At 43.1% G+C, this 22,194-nt stretch carries 18 protein-coding genes; 7 read left to right on the top strand and 11 right to left on the bottom strand.

The genetic code is table 11. From position 1 onward, the window contains the following. Positions 1-167: 167 nt before the first annotated feature. On the top strand, positions 168-902 hold the full coding sequence (locus FTT92_RS15165) for a phosphoadenylyl-sulfate reductase (protein ID WP_168379034.1): 735 nt from the start codon (positions 168-170) through the stop codon (positions 900-902). A 166-nt stretch (positions 903-1,068) separates the two neighbouring features. After that, positions 1,069-2,448: a wax ester/triacylglycerol synthase family O-acyltransferase gene (locus FTT92_RS15160; protein WP_180024052.1), complete on the top strand. Its 1,380-nt coding sequence runs from the start codon at positions 1,069-1,071 to the stop codon at positions 2,446-2,448. Positions 2,449-2,759: 311 nt separating this feature from the next. Here the strand turns inward: FTT92_RS15160 and FTT92_RS15155 are convergent, their stop codons facing one another. The 6 genes from FTT92_RS15155 to FTT92_RS15130 form a co-directional block, all read right to left on the bottom strand. Next, positions 2,760-2,933 carry a PA1571 family protein gene (locus FTT92_RS15155; RefSeq protein WP_180172524.1) on the bottom strand — a complete coding sequence of 58 codons (174 nt, stop codon included), beginning with the start codon at positions 2,931-2,933 and terminating at the stop codon, positions 2,760-2,762. 142 nt (positions 2,934-3,075) lie between these two features. Beyond that, entirely contained in the window at positions 3,076-4,530 is a 1,455-nt protein-coding gene (rng, locus tag FTT92_RS15150; RefSeq protein ID WP_180172523.1) for a ribonuclease G, read from the bottom strand. Positions 4,531-4,572: 42 nt separating this feature from the next. Beyond that, a complete protein-coding gene (locus FTT92_RS15145; RefSeq protein ID WP_180172522.1) occupies positions 4,573-5,139 on the bottom strand; it encodes a Maf-like protein in 567 nt (188 codons plus the stop codon). Further along, positions 5,127-5,618, bottom strand: coding sequence for a rod shape-determining protein MreD (gene mreD, locus FTT92_RS15140; RefSeq protein WP_168379038.1), 492 nt, complete (start codon positions 5,616-5,618; stop codon positions 5,127-5,129). The genes FTT92_RS15145 and mreD overlap by 13 nt, the downstream gene beginning before the upstream one ends. Further along, positions 5,605-6,462 carry a rod shape-determining protein MreC gene (mreC, locus tag FTT92_RS15135; protein ID WP_078189984.1) on the bottom strand — a complete coding sequence of 286 codons (858 nt, stop codon included), beginning with the start codon at positions 6,460-6,462 and terminating at the stop codon, positions 5,605-5,607. Before mreC ends, mreD begins: the two co-directional genes overlap by 14 nt. A 16-nt stretch (positions 6,463-6,478) precedes the next feature. Continuing rightward, entirely contained in the window at positions 6,479-7,525 is a 1,047-nt protein-coding gene (locus FTT92_RS15130; protein WP_086178633.1) for a rod shape-determining protein, read from the bottom strand. A 133-nt stretch (positions 7,526-7,658) separates the two neighbouring features. On the opposite strand from FTT92_RS15130, the gene gatC reads away from it, so the two are divergent. Genes gatC through gatB form a run of 3 tightly spaced genes read left to right on the top strand, consistent with a single transcriptional unit; the run spans position 7,659 to position 10,978 of the window. Continuing rightward, the gene (gene gatC, locus FTT92_RS15125; protein ID WP_078189985.1) at positions 7,659-7,973 is read left to right on the top strand and encodes an Asp-tRNA(Asn)/Glu-tRNA(Gln) amidotransferase subunit GatC; all 315 of its coding nucleotides are present in this window, start codon (positions 7,659-7,661) and stop codon (positions 7,971-7,973) included. 51 nt (positions 7,974-8,024) lie between these two features. Further along, positions 8,025-9,503: an Asp-tRNA(Asn)/Glu-tRNA(Gln) amidotransferase subunit GatA gene (gene gatA / locus FTT92_RS15120; RefSeq protein WP_180172521.1), complete on the top strand. Its 1,479-nt coding sequence runs from the start codon at positions 8,025-8,027 to the stop codon at positions 9,501-9,503. Next, on the top strand, positions 9,503-10,978 hold the full coding sequence (gene gatB / locus FTT92_RS15115; protein WP_180172520.1) for an Asp-tRNA(Asn)/Glu-tRNA(Gln) amidotransferase subunit GatB: 1,476 nt from the start codon (positions 9,503-9,505) through the stop codon (positions 10,976-10,978). Before gatA ends, gatB begins: the two co-directional genes overlap by 1 nt. Before the next feature lie 44 nt (positions 10,979-11,022). Here gatB and FTT92_RS15110 read toward each other — a convergent pair whose 3' ends face one another. Further along, entirely contained in the window at positions 11,023-12,306 is a 1,284-nt protein-coding gene (locus tag FTT92_RS15110; RefSeq protein WP_180172519.1) for a putative phage abortive infection protein, read from the bottom strand. 49 nt (positions 12,307-12,355) lie between these two features. Here FTT92_RS15110 and FTT92_RS15105 point away from each other — a divergent pair, with 49 nt between their 5' ends. Both FTT92_RS15105 and FTT92_RS15100 read left to right on the top strand, forming a co-directional pair. Further along, a complete protein-coding gene (locus FTT92_RS15105) occupies positions 12,356-12,973 on the top strand; it encodes a hypothetical protein (protein WP_180172541.1) in 618 nt (205 codons plus the stop codon). Between the two features lie 347 nt (positions 12,974-13,320). Beyond that, positions 13,321-13,899 carry a DJ-1/PfpI family protein gene (locus tag FTT92_RS15100; RefSeq protein ID WP_180172518.1) on the top strand — a complete coding sequence of 193 codons (579 nt, stop codon included), beginning with the start codon at positions 13,321-13,323 and terminating at the stop codon, positions 13,897-13,899. Between the two features lie 108 nt (positions 13,900-14,007). On the opposite strand, the gene FTT92_RS15095 is transcribed toward FTT92_RS15100, so the two are convergent. The 4 genes from FTT92_RS15095 to FTT92_RS15080 all read right to left on the bottom strand — a co-directional run. After that, a complete protein-coding gene (locus FTT92_RS15095; RefSeq protein ID WP_257223879.1) occupies positions 14,008-14,451 on the bottom strand; it encodes a hypothetical protein in 444 nt (147 codons plus the stop codon). Between the two features lie 150 nt (positions 14,452-14,601). Further along, the gene (locus FTT92_RS15090; RefSeq protein ID WP_180172517.1) at positions 14,602-15,447 is read right to left on the bottom strand and encodes a hypothetical protein; all 846 of its coding nucleotides are present in this window, start codon (positions 15,445-15,447) and stop codon (positions 14,602-14,604) included. A 95-nt stretch (positions 15,448-15,542) separates the two neighbouring features. Further along, entirely contained in the window at positions 15,543-16,514 is a 972-nt protein-coding gene (locus FTT92_RS15085; protein ID WP_180108041.1) for a hypothetical protein, read from the bottom strand. A 242-nt stretch (positions 16,515-16,756) separates the two neighbouring features. Next, a partial coding sequence (locus FTT92_RS15080; RefSeq protein WP_257231757.1) for a BapA/Bap/LapF family large adhesin occupies positions 16,757-22,194 on the bottom strand: 5,438 nt, incomplete at its 5' end.

Below are 22,194 nucleotides of genomic sequence, written 5' to 3'. Positions count from 1 at the left end.
TCAATATCATAGCGGAAGAATAAAAAAATGCATTGTTCTTTTTTAAATCTATTTTTTTCATAAGTATCTATTTTTTAGTGATAAGTGTGTTTTAGCATTTCCATTAAAATAGTTCTGAAATAAATTAATATAGGTTTTAACGTTCCAAGCCTATAGCCAGGACATTCATGACTACCATCCCTACTATTGACCTTGTCGATGCACTTGCATCCGAATATGCAGATAAATCACCTTCTGAGATTATGAAACTTGCGCTAAGCCAGCAAGGTGAAGTTGCGATTTCCTTTTCTGGTGCAGAAGATGTTGTACTGATAGATCTTGCATCGAACTTAGGGATTCCATTTCGTGTATTTAGTTTAGATACCGGTCGCTTACACCCTGAAACTTACCAATTTTTAGATACTGTCCGTAAACATTATAAAATTGATATCGAAATCTGTTTCCCAGAAAGTGATGCGGTACAAAAACTAGTAACAGAAAAGGGCTTTTTTAGCTTCTATCAAGATGAACATAAAGAATGCTGTGGTATCCGCAAAGTACAACCTTTGCGTAAAAAACTAGCCACTTTAGATGGCTGGATCACTGGTCAACGTAAGGACCAAAGCCCAGGCACACGTAATGAAATTCCAGTAGTACAAGCTGACCCAGGTTTTTCAGGTCCGGGCAAGCAATTAATTAAATACAATCCTTTGGCAAACTGGTCTAGTGCTGATGTATGGAACTATATCCGTCTAATGGAAATTCCATATAATCCACTACACGAACGTGGCTTTATTTCGATAGGCTGTGAACCATGTACTCGACCTGTTTTACCGAATCAACACGAACGTGAAGGTCGCTGGTGGTGGGAAGATGCAACCCATAAAGAATGCGGCTTACACGCAGGCAACATGAAAAAGTAAAGATCACAAAACCACTGCACAGCAGTGGTTTTTTCAACGCATCGATACACATAATTCCGTATCATTTCAACGTAAAAACGCTATACTGCAAATGACAATTTAATAATTCTAACAATGCTACTCATACATGAGCAGCTGTAGAAATTGCAGTGAGGCAATCAACGCTATGCGTCCATTACATCCTATTGATTTCATATTCTTAAATTTAGAGAAACGGCAACAACCGATGCACGTAGGTGGTCTATTTTTATTTCAGATCCCTGACAATGCACCTGATACTTTTATTCAAGATTTAGTCGCAGATATTCGTAATTCAAAATCCATTCCTATTCCTCCTTTTAACAATAAACTCAACGGCTTCTTTTGGGATGAAGACGAAGAGTTTGATTTAGATCATCACTTTCGCCATATCGCACTGCCGCATCCCGGTCGTATCCGTGAACTTCTGACTTATATTTCACAAGAACACAGTGCGCTGATTGACCGTGCAAAACCGCTTTGGACTTGCCATATTATTGAAGGCATTGAAGGCAATCGTTTTGCCATGTACTTCAAAATCCACCACGCGATGGTCGATGGCATTGCAGGTATGCGTTTAGTTGAAAAATCACTTTCGCATGACCCAGATGCTAAAAGTATTGTACCGCCATGGTGTGTGGAAGGCCCTCGTGCAAAACGCCTCAAACAGCCTAAAGTCAGTCGTATGAAAGGTCTCCTATCGACCATTAAGGGACAACTTGACTCAACACCACGAGTTTTATATGAACTGTCACAAACTGTAATGAAAGATATGGGGCGTAACCCAGATTATGTATCTAGTTTCCAAGCGCCGAGTTCAATATTAAACCAACGGGTCAGTTCTTCACGTCGTTTCGCTGCTCAGTCTTTTGAATTTTCACGTTTGTCACATATTGCCAAGTCACTTGGTGTAACAATTAACGATATTGTGCTCGCAATTTGTTCAGGTGCATTACGTGAGTATTTAATTACACAAAATGCTTTACCTAAAAAGCCATTGATTGCCATGGTGCCTGCATCGGTTCGTACAGACGATTCAGATATGTCAAACCGTATTACCATGATTTTGGCAAACCTTGGTACCCATAAAGAAGATCCGCTAGAGCGCTTGAAGATTGTGCGTCGTAGTGTGCTCAATGCCAAAGAACGCTTTAAGCGGATGAACTCGAATCAAATTTTAAACTACAGTGCTTTTGTCTACAGTGCAGCAGGTTTAAATATTGCATCAGGCTTTATGCCAAAACGTCAGGCCTTTAACTTGGTGATTTCAAATGTTCCCGGCCCACAAGAGCCGTTATATTGGAATGGCGCACGCTTAGAAGCGCTCTACCCTGCGTCCATAGTGTTAGATGGTCAAGCGCTTAATATCACTATGACTAGCTATTTAGATAAGCTTGAAGTGGGTCTAACTGCATGTCGTAATGCACTGCCAAAAATGCAAAATTTACTGTCGCATTTGGAAGAAGAAATTCAACGATTTGAAGCTATTGTGAATCAAGATTCCCCAAAGTTACAGGCGGTTAGCTAACCGCCTGCTTCACAACTTAGTATCAGTTCATCAGCAGATTGAACCATCCAAAAAGATAAAAACCCGTCTACATTGCAAAATCTAGACGGGTTTTTAGTATTTGAACTTTGATTGATTTTTTGGAGCAATTTATGTGTATAAGCTAAAATTTAGGTGAACAAATCCGTTGTTATTGTTTAATTATGACTTGTAGATACACACTGATAATTAAATTTATTTTCCATTATTTATAAAATTTTAGCGCATTAAATATTTTAGAATTGCGCGTTAGCGCTTTAACCCTCTGGATTACATTATTTATATTTCAATATTTAAGCTTTAATTGCTCGGCACTGTTTAAGTAACTGATGACAAGCAGAGCGAATCATAGACGCTGTAATTTGAACTTCCTTACCACGCTCATCCACGATATAACCTGAATGGATCGCTTTTGCTTCAACGACAGTTTTAAGACCACTTTTCATTACTGTTTTACTAACACCCATAATACACCTCTTTTTGCTAAGCCATTTTCACGTTCATTACGGAAAAACGGCTTTGGCTATTTGATGTGTCTAGTATTCAAAATAACAGTTCAAAAGTAAAATCTCAGTTGTAACAAGTGTTTAACGATATTCTGTTACAATTTCAACTCAGAATGATATCGTATTGCTCTTGCGTATATAAATTTTCCACTTGGAACTTGATCACACGACTAATAAAGTGCTCTAAATCAGCTACCGCAGGTGCTTCAGCAGTTAACAATCGGTCAATCACCGACGGATGTGCCACCACAGTGAAACCACTTTGTGATTCATAAGCACGTGCATATCTCAAGATTTCACGGAAAATTTCATAGCAAACTGTTTCAGCTGTTTTCACATAACCACGCCCCTGACAGGTCGGGCAAGAATCACAAAGCAGATGCTCCAGAGATTCACGGGTGCGTTTACGCGTCATTTCCACCAAACCCAGCTCAGATACTTGAGTGATCTTGGTTTTAGCATGATCGCGCTCAAGCATTTTCTCAAACTGGCTCATCACTTCTTCTCGATGATATGCTTCTTGCATATCAATGAAGTCAATAATGATAATCCCGCCCAAATTACGTAGACGGAGCTGACGTGCAATAACTTGTGTGGCTTCCATATTGGTTTTAAACACAGTGTCTTCAAGCGAACGGCCACCGACATAGGAGCCAGTATTGACATCAATCGTGGTCATCGCTTCAGTTTGATCGATCATCAGATAGCCGCCAGACTTAAGTGCGACACGTGTCTGTAAGGCTTTCTGAATATCTTCTTCAACATTGTACAAGTCAAAAATTGGACGCTCACCCGGATAATGCAGTAAGCGATTTTGCATACTCGGTACAAATTCTTGAACAAACTCTTGCAATTTGCCATGTACTTCTCGTGAGTCGACCTGAATTTTAGACGTCTCTTCATTAGCCAAATCACGGATGACGCGTTGCGGTAAAGGCAGCTCTTCAAAAATCAGAGAAGGTACGACAATACTGCGTTGTTTACGTTGAATATATTCCCACAGTTTGGCTAAATAAGCCATGTCCTGCGCAATTTCACATTCAGGAATACCTTCGGCGGCAGTACGAACGATGACTGAACCCGGTAAGTTGTGTTCCTTTTGAATGCGTTCAATCATGCTACGCAAGCGATCACGTTCTTCTTCAGACTCAATGCGCTGTGAAACACCGGTATGACTGCCATATGGCATTAAAACCAGGTAACGGGAAGGAATAGAAAGATCAGTTGATAGTCGTGCACCTTTGGTACCCAACATATCTTTCATGACTTGTACGGTGAGTACTTGTCCCGGTTGTAACAGCTCAAAAACGTTCGGGGTCGGTTGATTGCGCTGCCAGACCATATCATTGATATGTAAAAAAGCCGTTCTCGACAATCCAATATCAATAAAAGCAGCCTGCATACCCGGAAGCACACGAACAACTTTCCCTTTATAAATATTGCCCACTAACCCACGCTTCACGGTGCGTTCAACAAATAATTCATTGACCGTACCGTTTTGAATCAACGCCACACGACATTCCATCGGTGTGACGTTAATCAACAACTCGTCAGACATATCAAAACTCAAAACATTATAAAAATTCTTGTGTTGCAGCAGTTAATTTAATGCCTTAACTGTCTGTAATAACTGTACGGTTTCATGCAAAGGCAGCCCAACGATATTGCTGTAGCTCCCTTCAATACAAGGAATATAGCGCGCAGCAATTCCTTGAATGGCGTAGGCTCCCGCCTTGCCGATTGGTTCACCTGTTGCCCAATAGCTTTCCATGTCAGCTAAACTCAGCGTTTGAAATTCAACCTGTGTACGCACTACTATACTGTATATTTGATCTTTTGTACTGACACAAACACCTGAAAACACATCATGTTTTCGTCCAGAGATCATTTCCCACATAGAAAAAGCATGTGCTTTCGACGCTGGTTTTCCTAAAATGTGCTCATCTACGCCTAAACTGGTATCGGCGGCAATAACGATAGCATCAGGGAATTGTTGTTGTACTGCGCAAGCTTTAGCACGTGCTAAACGCTCTACATAATCCGCCACAGGTTCTCCTTCCAACACGGACTCATCAATATCTGGACTGAAAATGTCAAATTCCAGTCCCAATTGTTGCAATAGTTCGCGTCGTCGAGGAGAACTCGAAGCTAAAATTATATGCGCCATTTTCTCAGGAAGTAATACATGATTGGCCAAATGAGTAAGCTAGTTACAATTGGCTGCCAATGGCGAGCAAACGAAAACTGTGCCCCACCCATCACTTGAACAATCCACACAAACAGTAAATGCGCGAAAATTGCCATTGCAGCAATAATCCATAAATTACCAAATGTGAGGATACGACGTTCACGGGTTAAAAAGCGTGTCACAAATGCAATGACCACAAAACTCAGTGCGTTCATACCAAAAGGCGCATCAGTCAATAAGTCGGTAAATAGACCTGTGGCAAATGCAAACCAAACACCGCACCATGTCGGCTGACAGAGTACCCAAAATAACATGATCATCATCATGAATAATGGGCGCCAACCCGATAGGTCATAAGAAAGCGGATACACCATCAGCACGGATGCCAAAATGATGGAAAAGATAATCGGAAATAATGGGTCGCGCTCTGTATGACGACTAAGCTTAGCGAGTGACATGCGGTTGCTCCATCGCTAAAGAATCGGAAAATAGCACAACCACATGATGACCACCTGCCAATTGGGCAGCAGGATTGATATCAATTTGGGCAAATTCACCGCTATTGTGACGACTGACTTTCGACACTGTACCCACCAAATAACCCGCTGGGAAATGTGCCCCTAGCCCTGAGCTATAGACTTTTTCACCGACTTTGATATTCGCACTGGTTGGCACGTATTCCATCTTAAGTCGACCTAAGTCACCTGTACCCGTAACGATTGCGCGCATACCGGTATGCTCCATCCGCACGGATAAAGAGTGCTCTTTGTCTGAGAGCAACATGACACGGCTACTATGCGGGTAAACATTGATAATTTGCCCCATAATACCCTTGTCATCGAGTACAGTTTGTCCCACTTTAAGCTGACTGCTGGCTCCACGGTTAATCACAATAATATGACGTAAGGGATCAGCATCAGTACCAATGACTTCGGCAATCTCCATACGACCATCAATGATGAGTGGTGTATCGAGCAGTCCACGCAGTCGAGTATTTTCAGCAGAAAGTTCAGAAAGTTTCTGTAAACGGACTTGAGCCTGAATTAACTCTGCTTGCATCGCGGTATTTTCACGACGTAATTGAGCTTCAGACTTGGTTTGTTGATTCAGCCATTCTCGCGATAACACTGGATAGCTTGCAAGTGCATAAATTGGATTATATGCCGCATACAAGACGTCTCTGGCCGGTTGGATTACATGCGGCATGCGCCAATCAAAGAAAAGCACCACCAAGCATGTAATCACCGCAATGATAAATGAGCGAAAAGATGGCGGTTGTCTTGAAAACAGTTGCGTTTGCACCCGCCGAGTCCTTTTCTTAGCCTACAAATAACATGTCATGATTTGGGTTATCGAAGAATTCGAGAACCTTACCGCCACCACGTGTAACACATGATAGTGGATCTTCTGCAACTACGACAGGAAGACCTGTTTCTTTTGCAAGAAGCTTATCAAGATTACGAAGTAATGCACCACCACCAGTCAACACAATACCGCGCTCTGCGATGTCTGAAGACAACTCAGGTGGCGTTTGCTCTAGTGCAGATTTAACCGCCGCCACAATGTTTTGTAGTGGATCAGAAATCGCTTGAGTCACTTCATCAGAAGTGACAGTAATCGCACGAGGTACACCTTCAGCCAAGTTACGACCACGGACTTCGATTTCCAAAGGTTTTGCACCTTCTTCTGGAAGCGCCATACCAACTTCTTTTTTGATGTTTTCTGCAGTGGTTTCACCAATCACACAACCATGTGCTTTACGCACGTAGTTAATGATTTGTTCATCAAATACATCACCACCGATACGTAGTGAGTCTGCATAGACACAACCTTGAAGTGAAATGATCGCGATTTCAGTTGTACCACCGCCAACATCGACAACCATCGAACCACAGGCTTGCTCAACAGGCATACCTGCACCAATTGCAGCAGCCATTGGCTCTTCAATTAAGCGAACTTCACGTGCACCTGCATTGTATACAGCTTCACGGATTGCACGGCGTTCCACCAACGTCGATTTACATGGCACACACACCACGACACGCGGTGCAGGTGGGAACAAACGTTTTTCGTGCACTTTGCCAATGAATTGATTCAACATCGTTTCAGTGACTTCAAAATCTGCAATCACACCATCTTTCATTGGGCGAATCGCAGAAATATTTGCAGGTGTACGACCTAGCATTTGCTTCGCGTCAAGACCTACTGCGGCAACGATTTTTTGTGAACCACTGTGGCGAATTGCCACCACCGTCGGTTCATTTAATATAATGCCTCGTCCTGGCGCATAGATAAGTGTATTTGCAGTGCCTAAATCAATGGCAAGATCCGGCGAAAACAAGCCAATTAGTCGTTTTAGAATCACGGGGACGTTCTCAGTTAAACTTTTATATGGACGCAAGGTGGCAACTTTAACTAAATGTGATGATTTGAACAAGTCAATCGCTTATTATAAGCCACGATATTTTGAATTTTTTTAATACTGATTAGGTAATGTTATGTCTACATCGGATGCACAGCATTCTGCAGATCTAAATGCACAAACAGTTTCAGCGATTGCCCATCTGGCTCGATTGTCGCTAGATGAAGCGCAATCTGCTGACTATGCTCAAAGTTTAAATAAAATTTTAGGCATGATGGAAACCCTGAAAGGCATCGATACTGACGGTGTTGAACCACTAAAAAGTCCATTCGACAATCCACAGCCCTTACGTGAAGACGTGGTATCTGAGACCAATCATCGCGAAGCATATCAAGCAGTTGCTCCTGCAGTACAGGATGGCTTGTACCTTGTTCCGCGTGTGATTGAATAATTTTTATTCAGATCAACATTTTTTCAAATTAAACGTAAAGAAATATTTCTCATGACAGATTTACATCGCTTATCAATTCGTGAATTGTCTGAAGGTTTGGCGGACGCTAAATTTTCTTCACGCGAATTGACTGAACACTATTTAAAACGCATTGAAAAAATCGATGCTCAAGTCAAGTCATACGTGACCGTGACGGCTGAACAAGCACTTGCGCAAGCAGATGCGGCTGATGCTGCAATTAAATCAGGCAATGCAACTGCGTTGACCGGTGTACCAATTGCGCATAAAGATATTTTCTGTACCCAAGGCATTAAAACCACTGCTGGTTCTAAAATGCTGGACAATTTTATCTCTCCTTACGACGCGACCGTTGTAGCGAAAGGTAAAGCTGCGGGCCTTGTCACTTTAGGTAAAGTGAACATGGATGAATTCGCCATGGGTTCAACCTCTGAAAATTCATTTTATGGCGCAACGACTAACCCTTGGAACTTAAACCATGTTCCCGGTGGTTCTTCAGGCGGTTCTGCGGCTGCAGTAGCGGCTGATCTTGCGCCTTTCGCAACAGGTACAGATACAGGCGGTTCAATCCGTCAGCCTGCATCATTCTGCGGTCTAACAGGCCTTAAACCGACGTATGGTCGTGTGTCACGTTTCGGTATGATTGCTTATGCATCATCACTCGATCAAGGTGGCCCAATGGCACGTTCTGCTGAAGATTGTGCTTACCTCATGAACGTGATGGCAGGTCATGACGCGAAAGATTCAACTTCTGTTGAAAAAGACGTCGATAACTACGTGGCGAACCTGAACGGTACATCGGTAAAAGGCTTACGCATTGGTATTCCTAAACAATACTTTAACGTTGCCGGCTTAGATGCTGACGTGAAAGCACGTGTTGAAGAAGCGTTGAAAAAGTTAGAGGAAATGGGCGCAATCTTGGTTGAGATTGACCTAAACATGACTGAAAGCTACGTACCAACGTATTACTTGATCGCACCTGCTGAAGCATCGTCTAACTTATCTCGTTTCGACGGTGTACGTTATGGCTACCGTGCAGAAAATCCTGTGGATTTGATGGATCTTTACAAGCGTTCACGTTCGGAAGGTTTTGGTAAAGAAGTTCAGCAACGTATCTTGATTGGTACATACGCGCTTTCTGCGGGTTACTACGATGCTTATTATGTGAAAGCACAAAAAGTACGTCGTTTAATTCAACAAGACTTTTTAAAAGCATTTGAATCTGTAGACGTGATTGCTGCTCCTGCTGCGCCTACAACAGCGTATAAGATTGGTGCAAACCTGTCTCCTGTAGAAATGTACTTAGGCGACATCTACACCATCGCGGTGAACTTGGCGGGCTTACCTGCAATTAACGCGCCTGTTGGTTTTGACAAAGAAAACTTGCCTGTTGGCTTGCAGCTCATTGGTAACTACTGGTCAGAATCTCAATTGTTGTCTGTGGTGCATCAGTACCAACAAGCAACCGATTGGCATACACAACGCGCTGCAATTGCTGAGGAGAACGCATAATGGCTAAGAACGCTGCGAAACCAAAATCTAACCTGATTGATGGTTGGGAAGTGGTGATTGGTATCGAGATTCACACTCAGCTTGCGACCAATACCAAAATTTTCTCAGGTTCATCGACTACGTTTGGTCAAGACCCAAATACGCAAGCGAGCCTTGTTGACTTGGCAATGCCGGGCGTATTGCCAGTACTCAACAAAGAAGTAGTTGATCTTGCGATTCGCTTTGGTTTGGGTATCGATGCTTACATCGACCAAGCTTCTGTATTTGCACGTAAAAACTATTTCTACCCTGACTCTCCAAAAGGCTACCAAATCAGCCAAATGGACAACCCGATTGTGGGCTTGGGTCATATCGACATTCAACTTGAAGATGGTACGGTTAAGCGCATTGGCGTAACCCGTGCTCACCTTGAGGAAGATGCAGGTAAATCGATCCATGACCAATTTGAAGGTCAATCTGGTATCGATTTAAACCGTGCTGGTACACCGCTGCTTGAAATCGTATCTGAACCCGATATGCGTTCGGTTGAAGAGGCGGTTGCCTACATTAAAGCGATTCACACGCTTGTTCGTTGGTTAGGCATTTCTGACGGTAACATGGCAGAAGGTTCGTTCCGTGCAGACTGTAACGTGTCTTTACGTCGTCCGGGTCAACCGTTTGGTACGCGTTGTGAGTTGAAAAACTTGAACTCTTTCCGTTTCATTGAACAAGCAATCAATGTTGAAATTGAACGTCAAATGGAAATCTTGGAATGGGATGGCACCATCGACCAAGAAACACGTTTGTTCGATCCTGTGAAGATGGAAACGCGTTCTATGCGTTCGAAGGAAGAAGCGAACGATTACCGCTACTTCCCAGACCCTGACTTGTTGCCTGTGATCATTGCAGATGCGCAAATTGAAGCGGCACGTGCTGCATTGCCTGAGTTGCCTACTGCACGCCGTGCGCGTTTTGTAGCTGACTTTGGCGTGACTGAGTACGATGCTCACGTGCTTACGCTTACTCGTGAAATGTCAGAGTTTTATGAAGACGTGGTGAAAGCTGCTGGCGGTGCTGCTCAAGGCAAAGTTGCTGCGAACTGGGTGATGGGCGAATTCTCTGGGGCGCTAAACAAAGCGAGCCTAGAACTTGCTGACCCTCCTGTAACAGCTGAGAAACTTGGCGGCATGATTGCACGTATTGTGGACAACACAATTAACGGTAAGATTGCGAAGCAAGTGTTCAGCTTTATGTGGGAAGAAGGCAAAACTGCGGACGAAGTGATTGCAGAAAAAGGCTTGAAACAGGAAACTGATACAGGCGCAATTGAAGCGATTATTAAGGATGTGCTTGCTGCCAACGAAAAGATGGTTGAAGAGTATAAATCTGGTAAAGAGAAAGCCTTTAACGGTCTTGTGGGTCAAGTAATGAAAGCAGCGAAAGGTAAAGCCAACCCTGCACAAGTGAATGAATTGATGAAGAAATTGATTGGTTGATCTGATTAGTTTCAACAAAAAAACCCGCTCTAGAGCGGGTTTTTTTATTCTATCGATATTTTATGTTGATCAATAGGACAGTAGTTTTTTAATTTATCTTCACTTGTGAGAACTTTTATTTCATTTTTATCTACTATAAGTTGATAATATAAATCATCTTTCTTTAATAAAAATTTATCTCTGTAAATATTAATATCACTACTTAAGTATCTATTCTCATCTTGTTTGAACCCAAATCTCAACTTACTTCTATCAATTGAGTCAGTATGAATATTTATAACAACCTGAGATTTTTCAAAATATATTCTTATTCGCTTATTTTGATAGTCCTGCAAATATTTTTTTGCAAATAAATTTTGTGTGTAAAAATCACTTCCATACCATTGAAATACCTTTCCAATAACAATATTTTTAGATAAATCTTTATACCAATCTGAACTAAAAAAATATTGACTACCCAGCTCAACAGTAACCTGTAAAACCACAAAATTCCAGTACCTTTCAAGACTTAAAGCATCTCGAAAATCCATATGCTCAAATATTCTAAATTCACGAATAAGCATGGAATAATTCGAAAATCTTTTATAGATATTAATTAATAATAGTTGTAAAACTTTATTATCCAAATTTGAGCGCAACATATTTGAATATAATCTTGCTAGTTTTTCTCTCTCTTTCTGAGTAAAATTTTTGTTGTTGTAAATATGATATTTTATATTTTTTATAATTTGATATAAAATTATAAAATATTTTCTCATTTCATGACTATCATCAATAAAATGTTGACGCTCTAATAAGGTGTAAGATTTTTCTCCAAAACAAAGTCTATAACATTTATCTAACTCTGATTCGCCAGTATCTTTATTAGGTGCTTTTAGATCATTAAAGACATGATTTAAATTTTGAATCATTGAAAAGAAAATTGTATCAAATTGCTGTATAGACTGTGTTTTTTGAATTTCATTTTGAGCTTCTGCTGATTTTTTAAAAGCTTCAGTACTTTGAGCAAGCTCTGTCCGTGTTATTTCTAAAGTTTCCTTAGTCAACCACCATGTTGCGAATAATAAAATGATACTCAATAATCCCACAAAAGGATTAAAAGTTCCTCCGACTAAGTCTCCAAATGCACCCCAAGTAGAAACATAATCATTGTTTCCAATAGGATTAGCTAAAGGACCATGTTCAAATGTATAGCGAACAATAGAGTCCTTCGATTTCTTAACATTCTTATAAAAAGAATAATAAACCCAACCAAGAAATCCTACTCCAAGCAGTAGAAATCCCCCTAAAAAATAAAACAATTTAAGATAGTTTTTAGAAACATCCATTACAAAAATTCAACTATAATTTATTAATATCAATATTAATCAATCATATATTAAAATGAAAAGAGTTTCATCCATCGCCAAACTCGAAGACTTAGGACGTATCCAACTTTCAAGGTCATTTTTTATGCGCGATTTCCTCTATAGCGAAATCGCAAATTGGTACGGTGTACCTAACTTCCCCGACAATCCTGACATTGCGATTCGTATGGGCTCAAAACTCTGCGAAGAACTACTTGAACCACTGCAAGAAAAGTTTGGACGTATTGCCATTCGTTCCGCGTACCGTTCACCAAGCGTGAACCAAATCGGCAATGAAAAAGGACACAACTGCGCGAGCAATGAGAAAAACTTTGCAAGCCATATTTGGGACTATCCTGACGCAAAAGGCTACGGTGCAACGGCGTGTGTTGTCATTCCATCATTTTTAGAACTTTATGAAAAAGACCAAAGTAATTGGCAACAATTGGCTTATTGGATTCATAATCACTTGCCATACAGTCATCTAGAATTTTTAAAAAAAGAAAATACGTTTTGTGCATTCAATATCGGTTGGCATGAGAAACCACTTAAAGAGATCAATAGCTATGTAACAGGATCTAAAGGCAAGCTGAAAGTAACGCATGAACCAAATCTAGACTATGAAAAATTTTATCCTGATTTGCTGTGATTTATCTCTCTCCCAATGGGAGAGGGAGCTTTCAAAGTGAATAAATACTTAAACGATTTTTTGGATATCCCCCCTCTCCTTTTAGGAGATAAGCGGCAGTGCTGCGCAAGGGAGAGGTAAATATTTAACTTTTTAAAACTTTGTGAAAAACACTAAAGTCATTAATAATTGATAACAGCTAGCCTACTAGACTCATCATAATTTGAACTATAACCATCCATAACTTTTTATAAATCTAAATAAAAATATACAACTAAAGAATTTACAGCCTGCTTAAAACTGTCATTTCAATATGCTAAGGTAAATGAAAAATTGATATAAATCATATTTCAACAGAGGGTTACATTATGTCAAAACAAATTCTTATGCTTGTAGGTGACTATGCTGAAGACTACGAAACCATGGTACCTTTTCAGTTTTTAGTTGGTCTTGGTTATACCGTTCATGCCGTTTGCCCTGACAAAAAAGCCGGTGACAACATTGCCACAGCGATTCATGATTTTGAAGGTGAACAAACCTATAGCGAAAAACGCGGTCATAACTTTGCCATTAACTATGACTTTGATGCAGTTAACTCAGATAACTATGTCGGCTTAGTGATTCCGGGTGGTCGTGCACCTGAATATTTACGTATGAATGCACGTGTGATTGAAATCGTACACGAATTTGACGCAGCGAAAAAACCGATTGCAGCGGTTTGTCATGGTGCGCAAATTTTGGCAGCAGCCAATGTACTGAAAGGCCGTACATGTTCCGCTTATCCTGCATGTGCCGCCGAAGTTAAACTGGCTGGCGGTCAGTATGCAGATATTGCAGTCACGGATGCAGTGACCGACGGTCATTTAGTTACTGCTCCTGCTTGGCCTGCTCACCCTGCGTGGATGGCGCAATTTGTTAAAGCATTAGGCGCGACGATTACCATTTAATGCTTGAGTCACGAAACTAAAACGCATTGGATCATCATCCATTTAGGGTGAATCCATAAAAAATGCTCCTTGTATAAAAGGAGCATTTTTTATTTACTCAAAATAAAATTAACGAACCACACCTAACTTATTCCAAATTTCTGGGGTTAAAAATTTGGTCACCAATTTATTCAAATCGACATAACGCAGTACGCCTTGTAATTGTTGTTTAATTTCAGGCGTCTTTAATATTTCATCCCCCGTGATACTACCAAGCTCTTGAAAACTTTCGCCTACAGCCTGTAGACCGTCGGCTTTAATTACAGCCTGCGTTTGCGTAGAACATTGCTCCACCAAAATTCGCTGCATCACTTGAGCCAGATTTTTATCGAGTTGCGTTTTTTGCGCATCACTGACATTACTGTATTGTTTTAAATCTGGATGCGCTGCCAAGGCAGAAAAGGTCCATTGCAGCACCGCTGTTTTATCCGCAGCAGTGGTCGATTTCACTAAACATTGACTGAGCTGATCGACCGTCGGACTCGCTAAACTCACCTGAGTCGACCCGAACATGATGAGCGTCAATAAAGCCAAACCTGCAGGTCGTGAAAAACGTAGATGTAATTTTTTAGATAAACCGTAAGCCATAGACCAAACTCCCAAAACTTGAGTCACCTTTGTATCATGAAGTGCTGTGTTTGCTGTTTGGTCTATGTAACTCAACTATTCATTTTTGCTAGTCGGTGCATAGATGAGAGGATGAATCGTCGGTCTTCTATTCCAATACCAGTAAAAATGTCCATGGGTATCGAGCAAACTATGGGTAGTCAATGTCGATTTATTGCTGTCACCTCGCCAACAGGCAAGTGCTGCATTACGGTTGTTATGTAGGTCAATAAACTCGGGATTCGAATATTTGGGTTTCGCAGGAATGTATAAAGCATCTCCCGGATTGACCCATAAATCTGCCAAGTAAATCTTGCCTAGATTTGGAAAATAGCGTCCCACTGAGATGACCAGAGGCAAATGATCCTGATCGGTCGCGCTAAAAATATGCGGAAAGTCATGATGTTCTAAATCAGTAATGACAAATGGCGTTAAAGTTTTACCGCCATTTAATTTTGATTTTGCATTTTCATAAGGCAAGTAATGCCCTGCCATCATGCCGTATTCATAATGAATTTCTGACAGTAGTTTTTGATTTGAATGAATCTGAATCGCTTCACCTGCATGGATTAGGGTGATACCAAAAGCTGCCGCGGTTTCTTTGGTTGCCACCAATGGCATAAACTCGAAGTGTTGCTCTTCAAAATCAAGCTCAGTTTGCTCGCCCCAATCGGTAGTTATCGTCGAAATTTCGGAAGGTACATCGTAGGGATTTCCCATCGTCATTTTCGCATTGGTTGGTGACTCGGTAATTAAATGAATTCCTGCCCCAAGTGATGCTAAATATGTTGGATGCCCACGATCATTCAAAAAGAAGGGTGTTTGCTCGATATTGATTGTAATTTCTGTTAATTCTCGGTCAAATAATGGTGCATTAAAATAAGTTTCATTTACTGAACTCATGGTTTTTCCTTATTATTTTTTAAAATTTTATCTGAGTACATCATTGGATCAGGATAAAAGCTTATTTCCCCAAATGGCTTTTATCCTGTTGAAGTTTATTTCATACGATTCAACATATTTTTTGCCCCTGCGTGGTTATAGTTGGTCGCTAAGTTTTGTAGGATGCCTTTTGCTCTTGCATTGGCGTTTGGATAACTTTTGCTATATGCAGGCACTGACGTTAAGCATTTTGCAACGAGCATACCTGATTCAGCATAGGCTCTATTGGCATTTGCACCATTTAATTTGCCATAGCTATAAGCGCGCTGTGCATTATTACAAGCGGTGACTTGATTTTTTCCGGCATTCAGGTCACGTCGTGCATTCACATATAAGCGCATTTGTATCTGCTGCGATGTTTCTGCAACTGGTTTCACTACAGGTTTTTTTTCAGGCTCTTTGGCTTTGGTTTCTTTTTTAGTCTCTACTTCTTTTTTTGCTTCCTCTTTCGCATTGCTTTTTGTTGTCGTTGCTTTTGCTTTGCTTGGTGTGGCTTTTTTAGCTACAGTTTCTTCTTGTTTATTATAGTTTTTGCGACGTTCTTCGGGTCCAATAATTGCTGTATACAAACTCACTAAGCGGGTTTCAGAACGGTCATTCGATTTACGCTCTGAAACGGGTTCAATAGCAACCATCCAGCGCTGTCCATCTGCCTGACTACACTGAAACACACCTGTGCTCTGTTTTATACTGCTATAGGTCGCTAATAATTTACGACTCCATGCATTTTTGACTTGGTTCAAATTGCTTTTATTCAGTTGAATAAATTTGCCATTTTTGGCTTGGCAGTAACTGCTCATATTTTGCTTGGGTATGAGCGATTCTGCTTCCATATTTTTGTTTTGTGGTCCCCAATCATAGACGTATTCTTTCGCCTTACCATTTGAGCTATTTAGCCCTTTTTGATTGATCACTTCTTGTGGTGATGCATAATGATTAAATGAATTTGGGTTTAAACTCTGCATGGTTGTACAACCATGTAATGCAAATCCAATACTCCCCACCCATAAAATTGCCTTTAAATTCACAGCAAAAATCTCAAAAATTTCACTTCTAAAAAATAGCGTAATTTAATGCCTTTCACAATTTTATAATCTTGATTTTATTTATTATTTTTATAAATTTAATCACTAAAATCGCATACGTTTGAGATGTATACATATGTTGTTCATTTTAATTTGATGAGTTTCACATTTTATTTGGATATAGAGGGTTTCTGGGAGCCATAAAAAAGAGCCTCCGAGGAGGCTCTTTTTTATTCATTTAATAATTACCAAATGATTTGATTTTTATTGATCAATTCCTGAAGAGTTACATCAGTATTGTTCAAGATCACAAGACCTGTATAGTTGCTTATACCAAGTGTAGGTCCATCGACATCTACACTGACTTTAACATTTTCACCATCTTGTTCAAGTTTGATATATTGACCAATATTCTGTGCTGTTAACGGCGTAGTAATGTCTTTGAACAAACCTTGTAGATCCAGCGTATCGCCTTCATTTACATTATAGTCAGTCCATACATCATTTCCAGTCAGGGTTGTATTTCCACCCGCAGTTCCAGCTGCATTTAACAAGTCAAAGATGACTGTATCTGCACCAGTTCCTGTGTTGAATGTATCATTCCCCGCTGTACTCATTTCAACGATACCACTGCTATTGATCTGAGGCGTAACAGTTAATGTTGCCGTATCAGATGCGCCCGTCGGACCAACCAATGTATACTGAATCGTATCCGTTGCCGCATTTACTACATTACCCACAGCATCTGCTTGATAAATATAATCACCATTTCCTGAAATTGTCAGTACACCATGAGTAGTAGCAATAGTTTTGGTTTCACCGAACATAATTTCAGTCGTACCAATCACAATTTTGGTTGCATAGCCATCAACTGTATCAACTCCTGCACCATTGTCAGCATACAAGTTGCCCTGCACGATGTTTTGTGAAGAACTTGTATTGGTATCTGCAATCACAAAAGATGAACCATCTATCGCCACAGTAACCAGAGGTGCAACAGAGGACACTGGGATTATATTTGTACCCCAGTTCTGCGCGTCTTTAGTAACTGTATATTCTAGTCGGTATTCACCAGGTTGGTCATTTAACGCACTCAAGTTAATGGTGTGTAGCGTTTCTGCTAGCATCACACCTGCCGTATCAGCTGCCGTTGCACTAATATTTGTATAGCCAGCAACTGCTTGACCATCTTTATACAACGTATAAGTCACGGTGGTATCTGCACCACGTGTTAATACCGCCCCTGTTGAAATGGTAATTTGACCATTGTTCAAATGACCAATATCAAAATCCAAACTGCCACTTTGTGTTGTCACACCCGTACCACTAGTAGCTTGTGCTGTTTGTGTATCGGCATGATCGATATGTGTAATCGCTTTAGCTGTATTAATCACTACAGTTTCAGCATCATCATTTGCATCTACAACACCAGTCACATCTGGACTACCTATATTGATAATCAATTGCGCCGAATTGTTAGCCGCATTTGTATCATTAGGATCAGTGATCGTATAGTTAAATACTTCTTGCTTACCAATATTCGATATATCGTTATTTGGCGTGTAAGTGTATTCACCTGTTGAATCAATTACCAATGTTCCATATTTACCAACTATTGTTACACCTGCAGAGTCAACATTTGTTTCTACAGATTGCCCATCCACCGAGACTTTAGAAACTACCGTATCTGTAGTTACCGTATCGTTACCCGCAGGATGATCTGCATCAGTTAGTACATTTCCAGTAATTTCTTGACCCTCAACTGTACCAACTTGAGTGTAATCATAATCAACAGCTGTTGCAGTGACTGTTGTTCCTAGGCCGACAGATAATGCGCTTTCTGTAGCAAAGTAAACACGGTATTGACCAGCTTCAAGCCCTTCAGCTGTAGTTTGGAAACCACTGCCTAGAATTTGCAGATTAAGCAACGTCGCGCCTTCTGTGCCCGAATTAACATCCGTCCAAGCTCCATTTTCAAATTTTTGCAGAATAATTGTTGGCTGGCTAATTACACCCACACCAACTAACTGCCCAACATTGAAAGTTACATCCTGCTCATGTCCCTCTTGAATATTAAATGTAAAGAGTGGTGTACCTAAAAGATTAAGATCCAAATTAAGCAATCCAACTGTTAAAACCGAAGTTCCACTTCCCTGTGCAATTCCCGTTGTTGTAACTGGGTTGACATTAATATCAGCATCTCGAACATCATCCACCGCTGATACATCCGCATCAGCATCGGCATCCGCATCAGCATCGGCATCAGCATCCGCATCAGCATCCGCATCCGCGTCGGCATCAGCATCGGCATCGGCATCCGCATCGGCATCAGCATCCGCGTCGGCATCCGCATCCGCATCGGCATCCGCATCCGCATCCGCATCCGCATCGGCATCCGCATCGGCATCTGCATCTGCATCCGCATCGGCATCCGCATCCGCATCGGCATCCGCATCCGCATCCGCATCCGCATCCGCATCGGCATCGGCATCGGCATCAGCATCGGCATCTGCATCCGCATCGGCATCGGCATCAGCATCAGCATCAGCATCGGCGTCAGCATCTGCATCTGCATCGGCATCCGCATCCGCATCGGCATCCGCATCGGCATCCGCATCGGCATCGGCATCTGCATCTGCATCCGCATCGGCATCCGCATCCGCATCGGCATCGGCATCGGCATCGGCGTCAGCATCGGCATCCGCATCGGCATCGGCATCAGCATCGGCATCTGCATCGGCATCGGCATCAGCATCAGCATCGGCGTCAGCATCTGCATCTGCATCGGCATCGGCATCCGCATCAGCGTCGGCATCCGCATCGGCATCCGCATCGGCATCCGCATCCGCGTCGGCATCCGCATCGGCATCCGCATCGGCATCCGCATCCGCGTCGGCATCCGCATCGGCATCAGCATCAGCATCTGCGTCGGCATCCGCATCTGCGTCGGCATCCGCATCGGCATCGGCATCGGCATCGGCATCGGCATCGGCATCCGCATCAGCATCAGCATCCGCATCCGCATCTGCGTCGGCATCGGCATCTGCATCCGCGTCAGCATCAGCATCAGCATCAGCATCCGCATCCGCATCAGCATCGGCATCTGCATCGGCATCTGCATCGGCATCCGCGTCGGCATCCGCGTCGGCATCAGCATCCGCATCGGCATCGGCATCAGCATCAGCATCGGCATCCGCATCGGCATCGGCATCGGCATCCGCATCGGCATCGGCATCGGCATCGGCATCAGCATCAGCATCAGCATCAGCATCGGCATCTGCATCGGCATCTGCATCCGCATCCGCGTCGGCATCAGCATCGGCATCAGCGTCGGCATCCGCATCAGCATCCGCGTCGGCATCAGCATCAGCATCCGCGTCGGCATCAGCATCTGCGTCGGCATCAGCATCTGCGTCGGCATCCGCATCAGCATCCGCGTCGGCATCAGCATCTGCGTCGGCATCAGCATCTGCGTCGGCATCCGCATCCGCATCAGCATCTGCATCCGCATCCGCATCCGCATCTGCGTCGGCATCGGCATCTGCATCCGCGTCAGCGTCGGCATCCGCGTCGGCATCTGCATCCGCATCGGCATCTGCATCCGCATCCGCATCTGCGTCGGCATCGGCATCTGCATCCGCGTCAGCATCGGCATCCGCATCCGCATCAGCATCCGCATCCGCATCGGCATCTGCATCCGCATCCGCATCGGCATCAGCATCTGCATCTGCATCTGCATCGGCATCCGCATCTGCATCGGCATCGGCATCGGCGTCAGCATCCGCATCGGCATCGGCATCCGCATCGGCATCTGCATCGGCATCCGCGTCGGCATCTGCATCGGCATCCGCATCGGCATCTGCATCCGCATCTGCATCCGCATCGGCATCGGCATCCGCATCGGCATCCGCGTCGGCATCCGCATCCGCATCGGCATCAGCGTCGGCATCCGCATCAGCATCCGCGTCGGCATCAGCATCTGCGTCGGCATCAGCATCTGCGTCGGCATCCGCATCCGCATCGGCATCGGCATCCGCATCGGCATCGGCATCGGCGTCAGCATCGGCATCAGCGTCGGCATCAGCATCTGCGTCGGCATCCGCATCAGCATCCGCATCGGCATCGGCATCTGCATCCGCATCGGCATCAGCATCAGCATCGGCATCCGCATCAGCATCAGCATCCGCATCCGCATCGGCATCAGCATCGGCGTCAGCGTCGGCATCGGCATCGGCGTCAGCATCGGCATCCGCATCCGCATCAGTATCCGCATCCGCATCGGCTTCTATTAAATCTGGAGCAACAACATTACTTGATGGCGATGTGTTATTTGAACTATCTGTCAGTGTTACAGAAACTGTTTCTCCATCAACCAATGGCTCTTCAAGTTCAACAACAAAATGACCCGTAGAATCTACAGTACCAGTACCAATCACATTACCATCTGCATCTTTTACTTCTACAATTGTTCCAGCTTCACCTTTACCCGTAATTTGACTACCTGTATCGTTGAATGCTAGATCGGTTGGTGCTTCTGGTGCTGTTGTATCTGGCGCAGTTGCTTCTGTTGGTTCAGATTCGTTGCCAGCTGGATCCGTTACTGCCGCTTCAATGGTTTCACCATTGGTTAACGGTTCTTCAAGTTCAACACTAAAATCACCATTGCTATCCACAGTTCCTGTACCAATCACGTTACCGCCTTGGTCTTTGATTTCTACCGTGGAGCCGGGCTCACCTTTACCCGTAATTTGACTACCTGTATCGTTGAATGCTAGATCGGTTGGTGCTTCTGGTGCTGTTGTATCTGGCGCAGTTGCTTCTGTTGGTTCAGATTCGTTGCCAGCAGGATCCGTTACTGTCGCTTCAATGGTTTCACCATTGGTTAACGGTTCTTCAAGCTCAACACTGAAATCACCAATGCTATCCACTGAGCCTGTACCAATCACGTTGCCGTCTTGGTCTTTGATTTCTACTGTGGAGCCTGGCTCACCTTTACCTGTAACTGTTGTACCGTCTTCTGATACCGCTACATCTGTTGGTGCTTCTGGTGCAAGTGTATCTAATCCACCTGTTACTTCTGTTGGCTGAGATGTGTTTCCTGCTGCATCTTTTGCTGTGACTTCTGCAATTTCGCCATTATCAATTGACGGACTGACTAGAACATTAAAATCACCATTCGAATCTGCAGTACCAGTACCAATCACATTACCATCTGCATCTTTTACTTCGACTGTTGCTCCAGGTTCAGTTCGACCGATCACGCTTGTGCCATCTTCGCTGACTGTTGCTTCTGGTGCTTCTGGTGCAATATTGTCATCAAGCGTAGCTGTGCCTGTGCCTGTGTTTCCAGCAGGGTCCGTTGCTTCTACGGTATATGCACCCTCTGGGGCTGGTGCTGGGACAGTCGCTGTGAAGGTGCCGTCTGGATTAACCGTCACTGGAACTGGATTACCCGCTGGATCTTTAATGACTACTGTTGCACCTGGTTCAGTTTTACCTGTTACAATCGCTGTGCCATCTTGATTTGGCGTCGCGACAACATCACTTACAACAGGGGCTGTTGTATCTGGCGCAGTTGCTTCTGTTGGTTCAGATTCATTACCAGCTGGATCCGTTACTGTCGCTTCAATGGTTTCACCATTGGTTAACGGTTCTTCAAGTTCAACACTAAAATCACCATTGC

This window comes from Acinetobacter sp. YH12023 (genome assembly GCF_013420135.1).
GTDB lineage: Bacteria > Pseudomonadota > Gammaproteobacteria > Pseudomonadales > Moraxellaceae > Acinetobacter > Acinetobacter amyesii.
The sequence above is the reverse complement of the archived record's forward strand: the minus strand, read 5'-3'. Positions and strand labels throughout refer to the sequence as shown.

Coding starts and splice junctions, on each gene's coding strand:
- FTT92_RS15165 (WP_168379034.1), top strand. CDS start 168: ATGACTACCATCCCTACTATTGACCTTGTCGATGCACTTGCATCCGAA.
- FTT92_RS15160 (WP_180024052.1), top strand. CDS start 1,069: ATGCGTCCATTACATCCTATTGATTTCATATTCTTAAATTTAGAGAAA.
- FTT92_RS15155 (WP_180172524.1), bottom strand. CDS start 2,933: ATGGGTGTTAGTAAAACAGTAATGAAAAGTGGTCTTAAAACTGTCGTT.
- rng (WP_180172523.1), bottom strand. CDS start 4,530: ATGTCTGACGAGTTGTTGATTAACGTCACACCGATGGAATGTCGTGTG.
- FTT92_RS15145 (WP_180172522.1), bottom strand. CDS start 5,139: ATGGCGCATATAATTTTAGCTTCGAGTTCTCCTCGACGACGCGAACTA.
- mreD (WP_168379038.1), bottom strand. CDS start 5,618: ATGTCACTCGCTAAGCTTAGTCGTCATACAGAGCGCGACCCATTATTT.
- gatC (WP_078189985.1), top strand. CDS start 7,659: ATGTCTACATCGGATGCACAGCATTCTGCAGATCTAAATGCACAAACA.
- gatA (WP_180172521.1), top strand. CDS start 8,025: ATGACAGATTTACATCGCTTATCAATTCGTGAATTGTCTGAAGGTTTG.
- gatB (WP_180172520.1), top strand. CDS start 9,503: ATGGCTAAGAACGCTGCGAAACCAAAATCTAACCTGATTGATGGTTGG.
- FTT92_RS15110 (WP_180172519.1), bottom strand. CDS start 12,306: ATGGATGTTTCTAAAAACTATCTTAAATTGTTTTATTTTTTAGGGGGA.
- FTT92_RS15100 (WP_180172518.1), top strand. CDS start 13,321: ATGTCAAAACAAATTCTTATGCTTGTAGGTGACTATGCTGAAGACTAC.
- FTT92_RS15095 (WP_257223879.1), bottom strand. CDS start 14,451: ATGTTCGGGTCGACTCAGGTGAGTTTAGCGAGTCCGACGGTCGATCAG.
- FTT92_RS15090 (WP_180172517.1), bottom strand. CDS start 15,447: ATGAGTTCAGTAAATGAAACTTATTTTAATGCACCATTATTTGACCGA.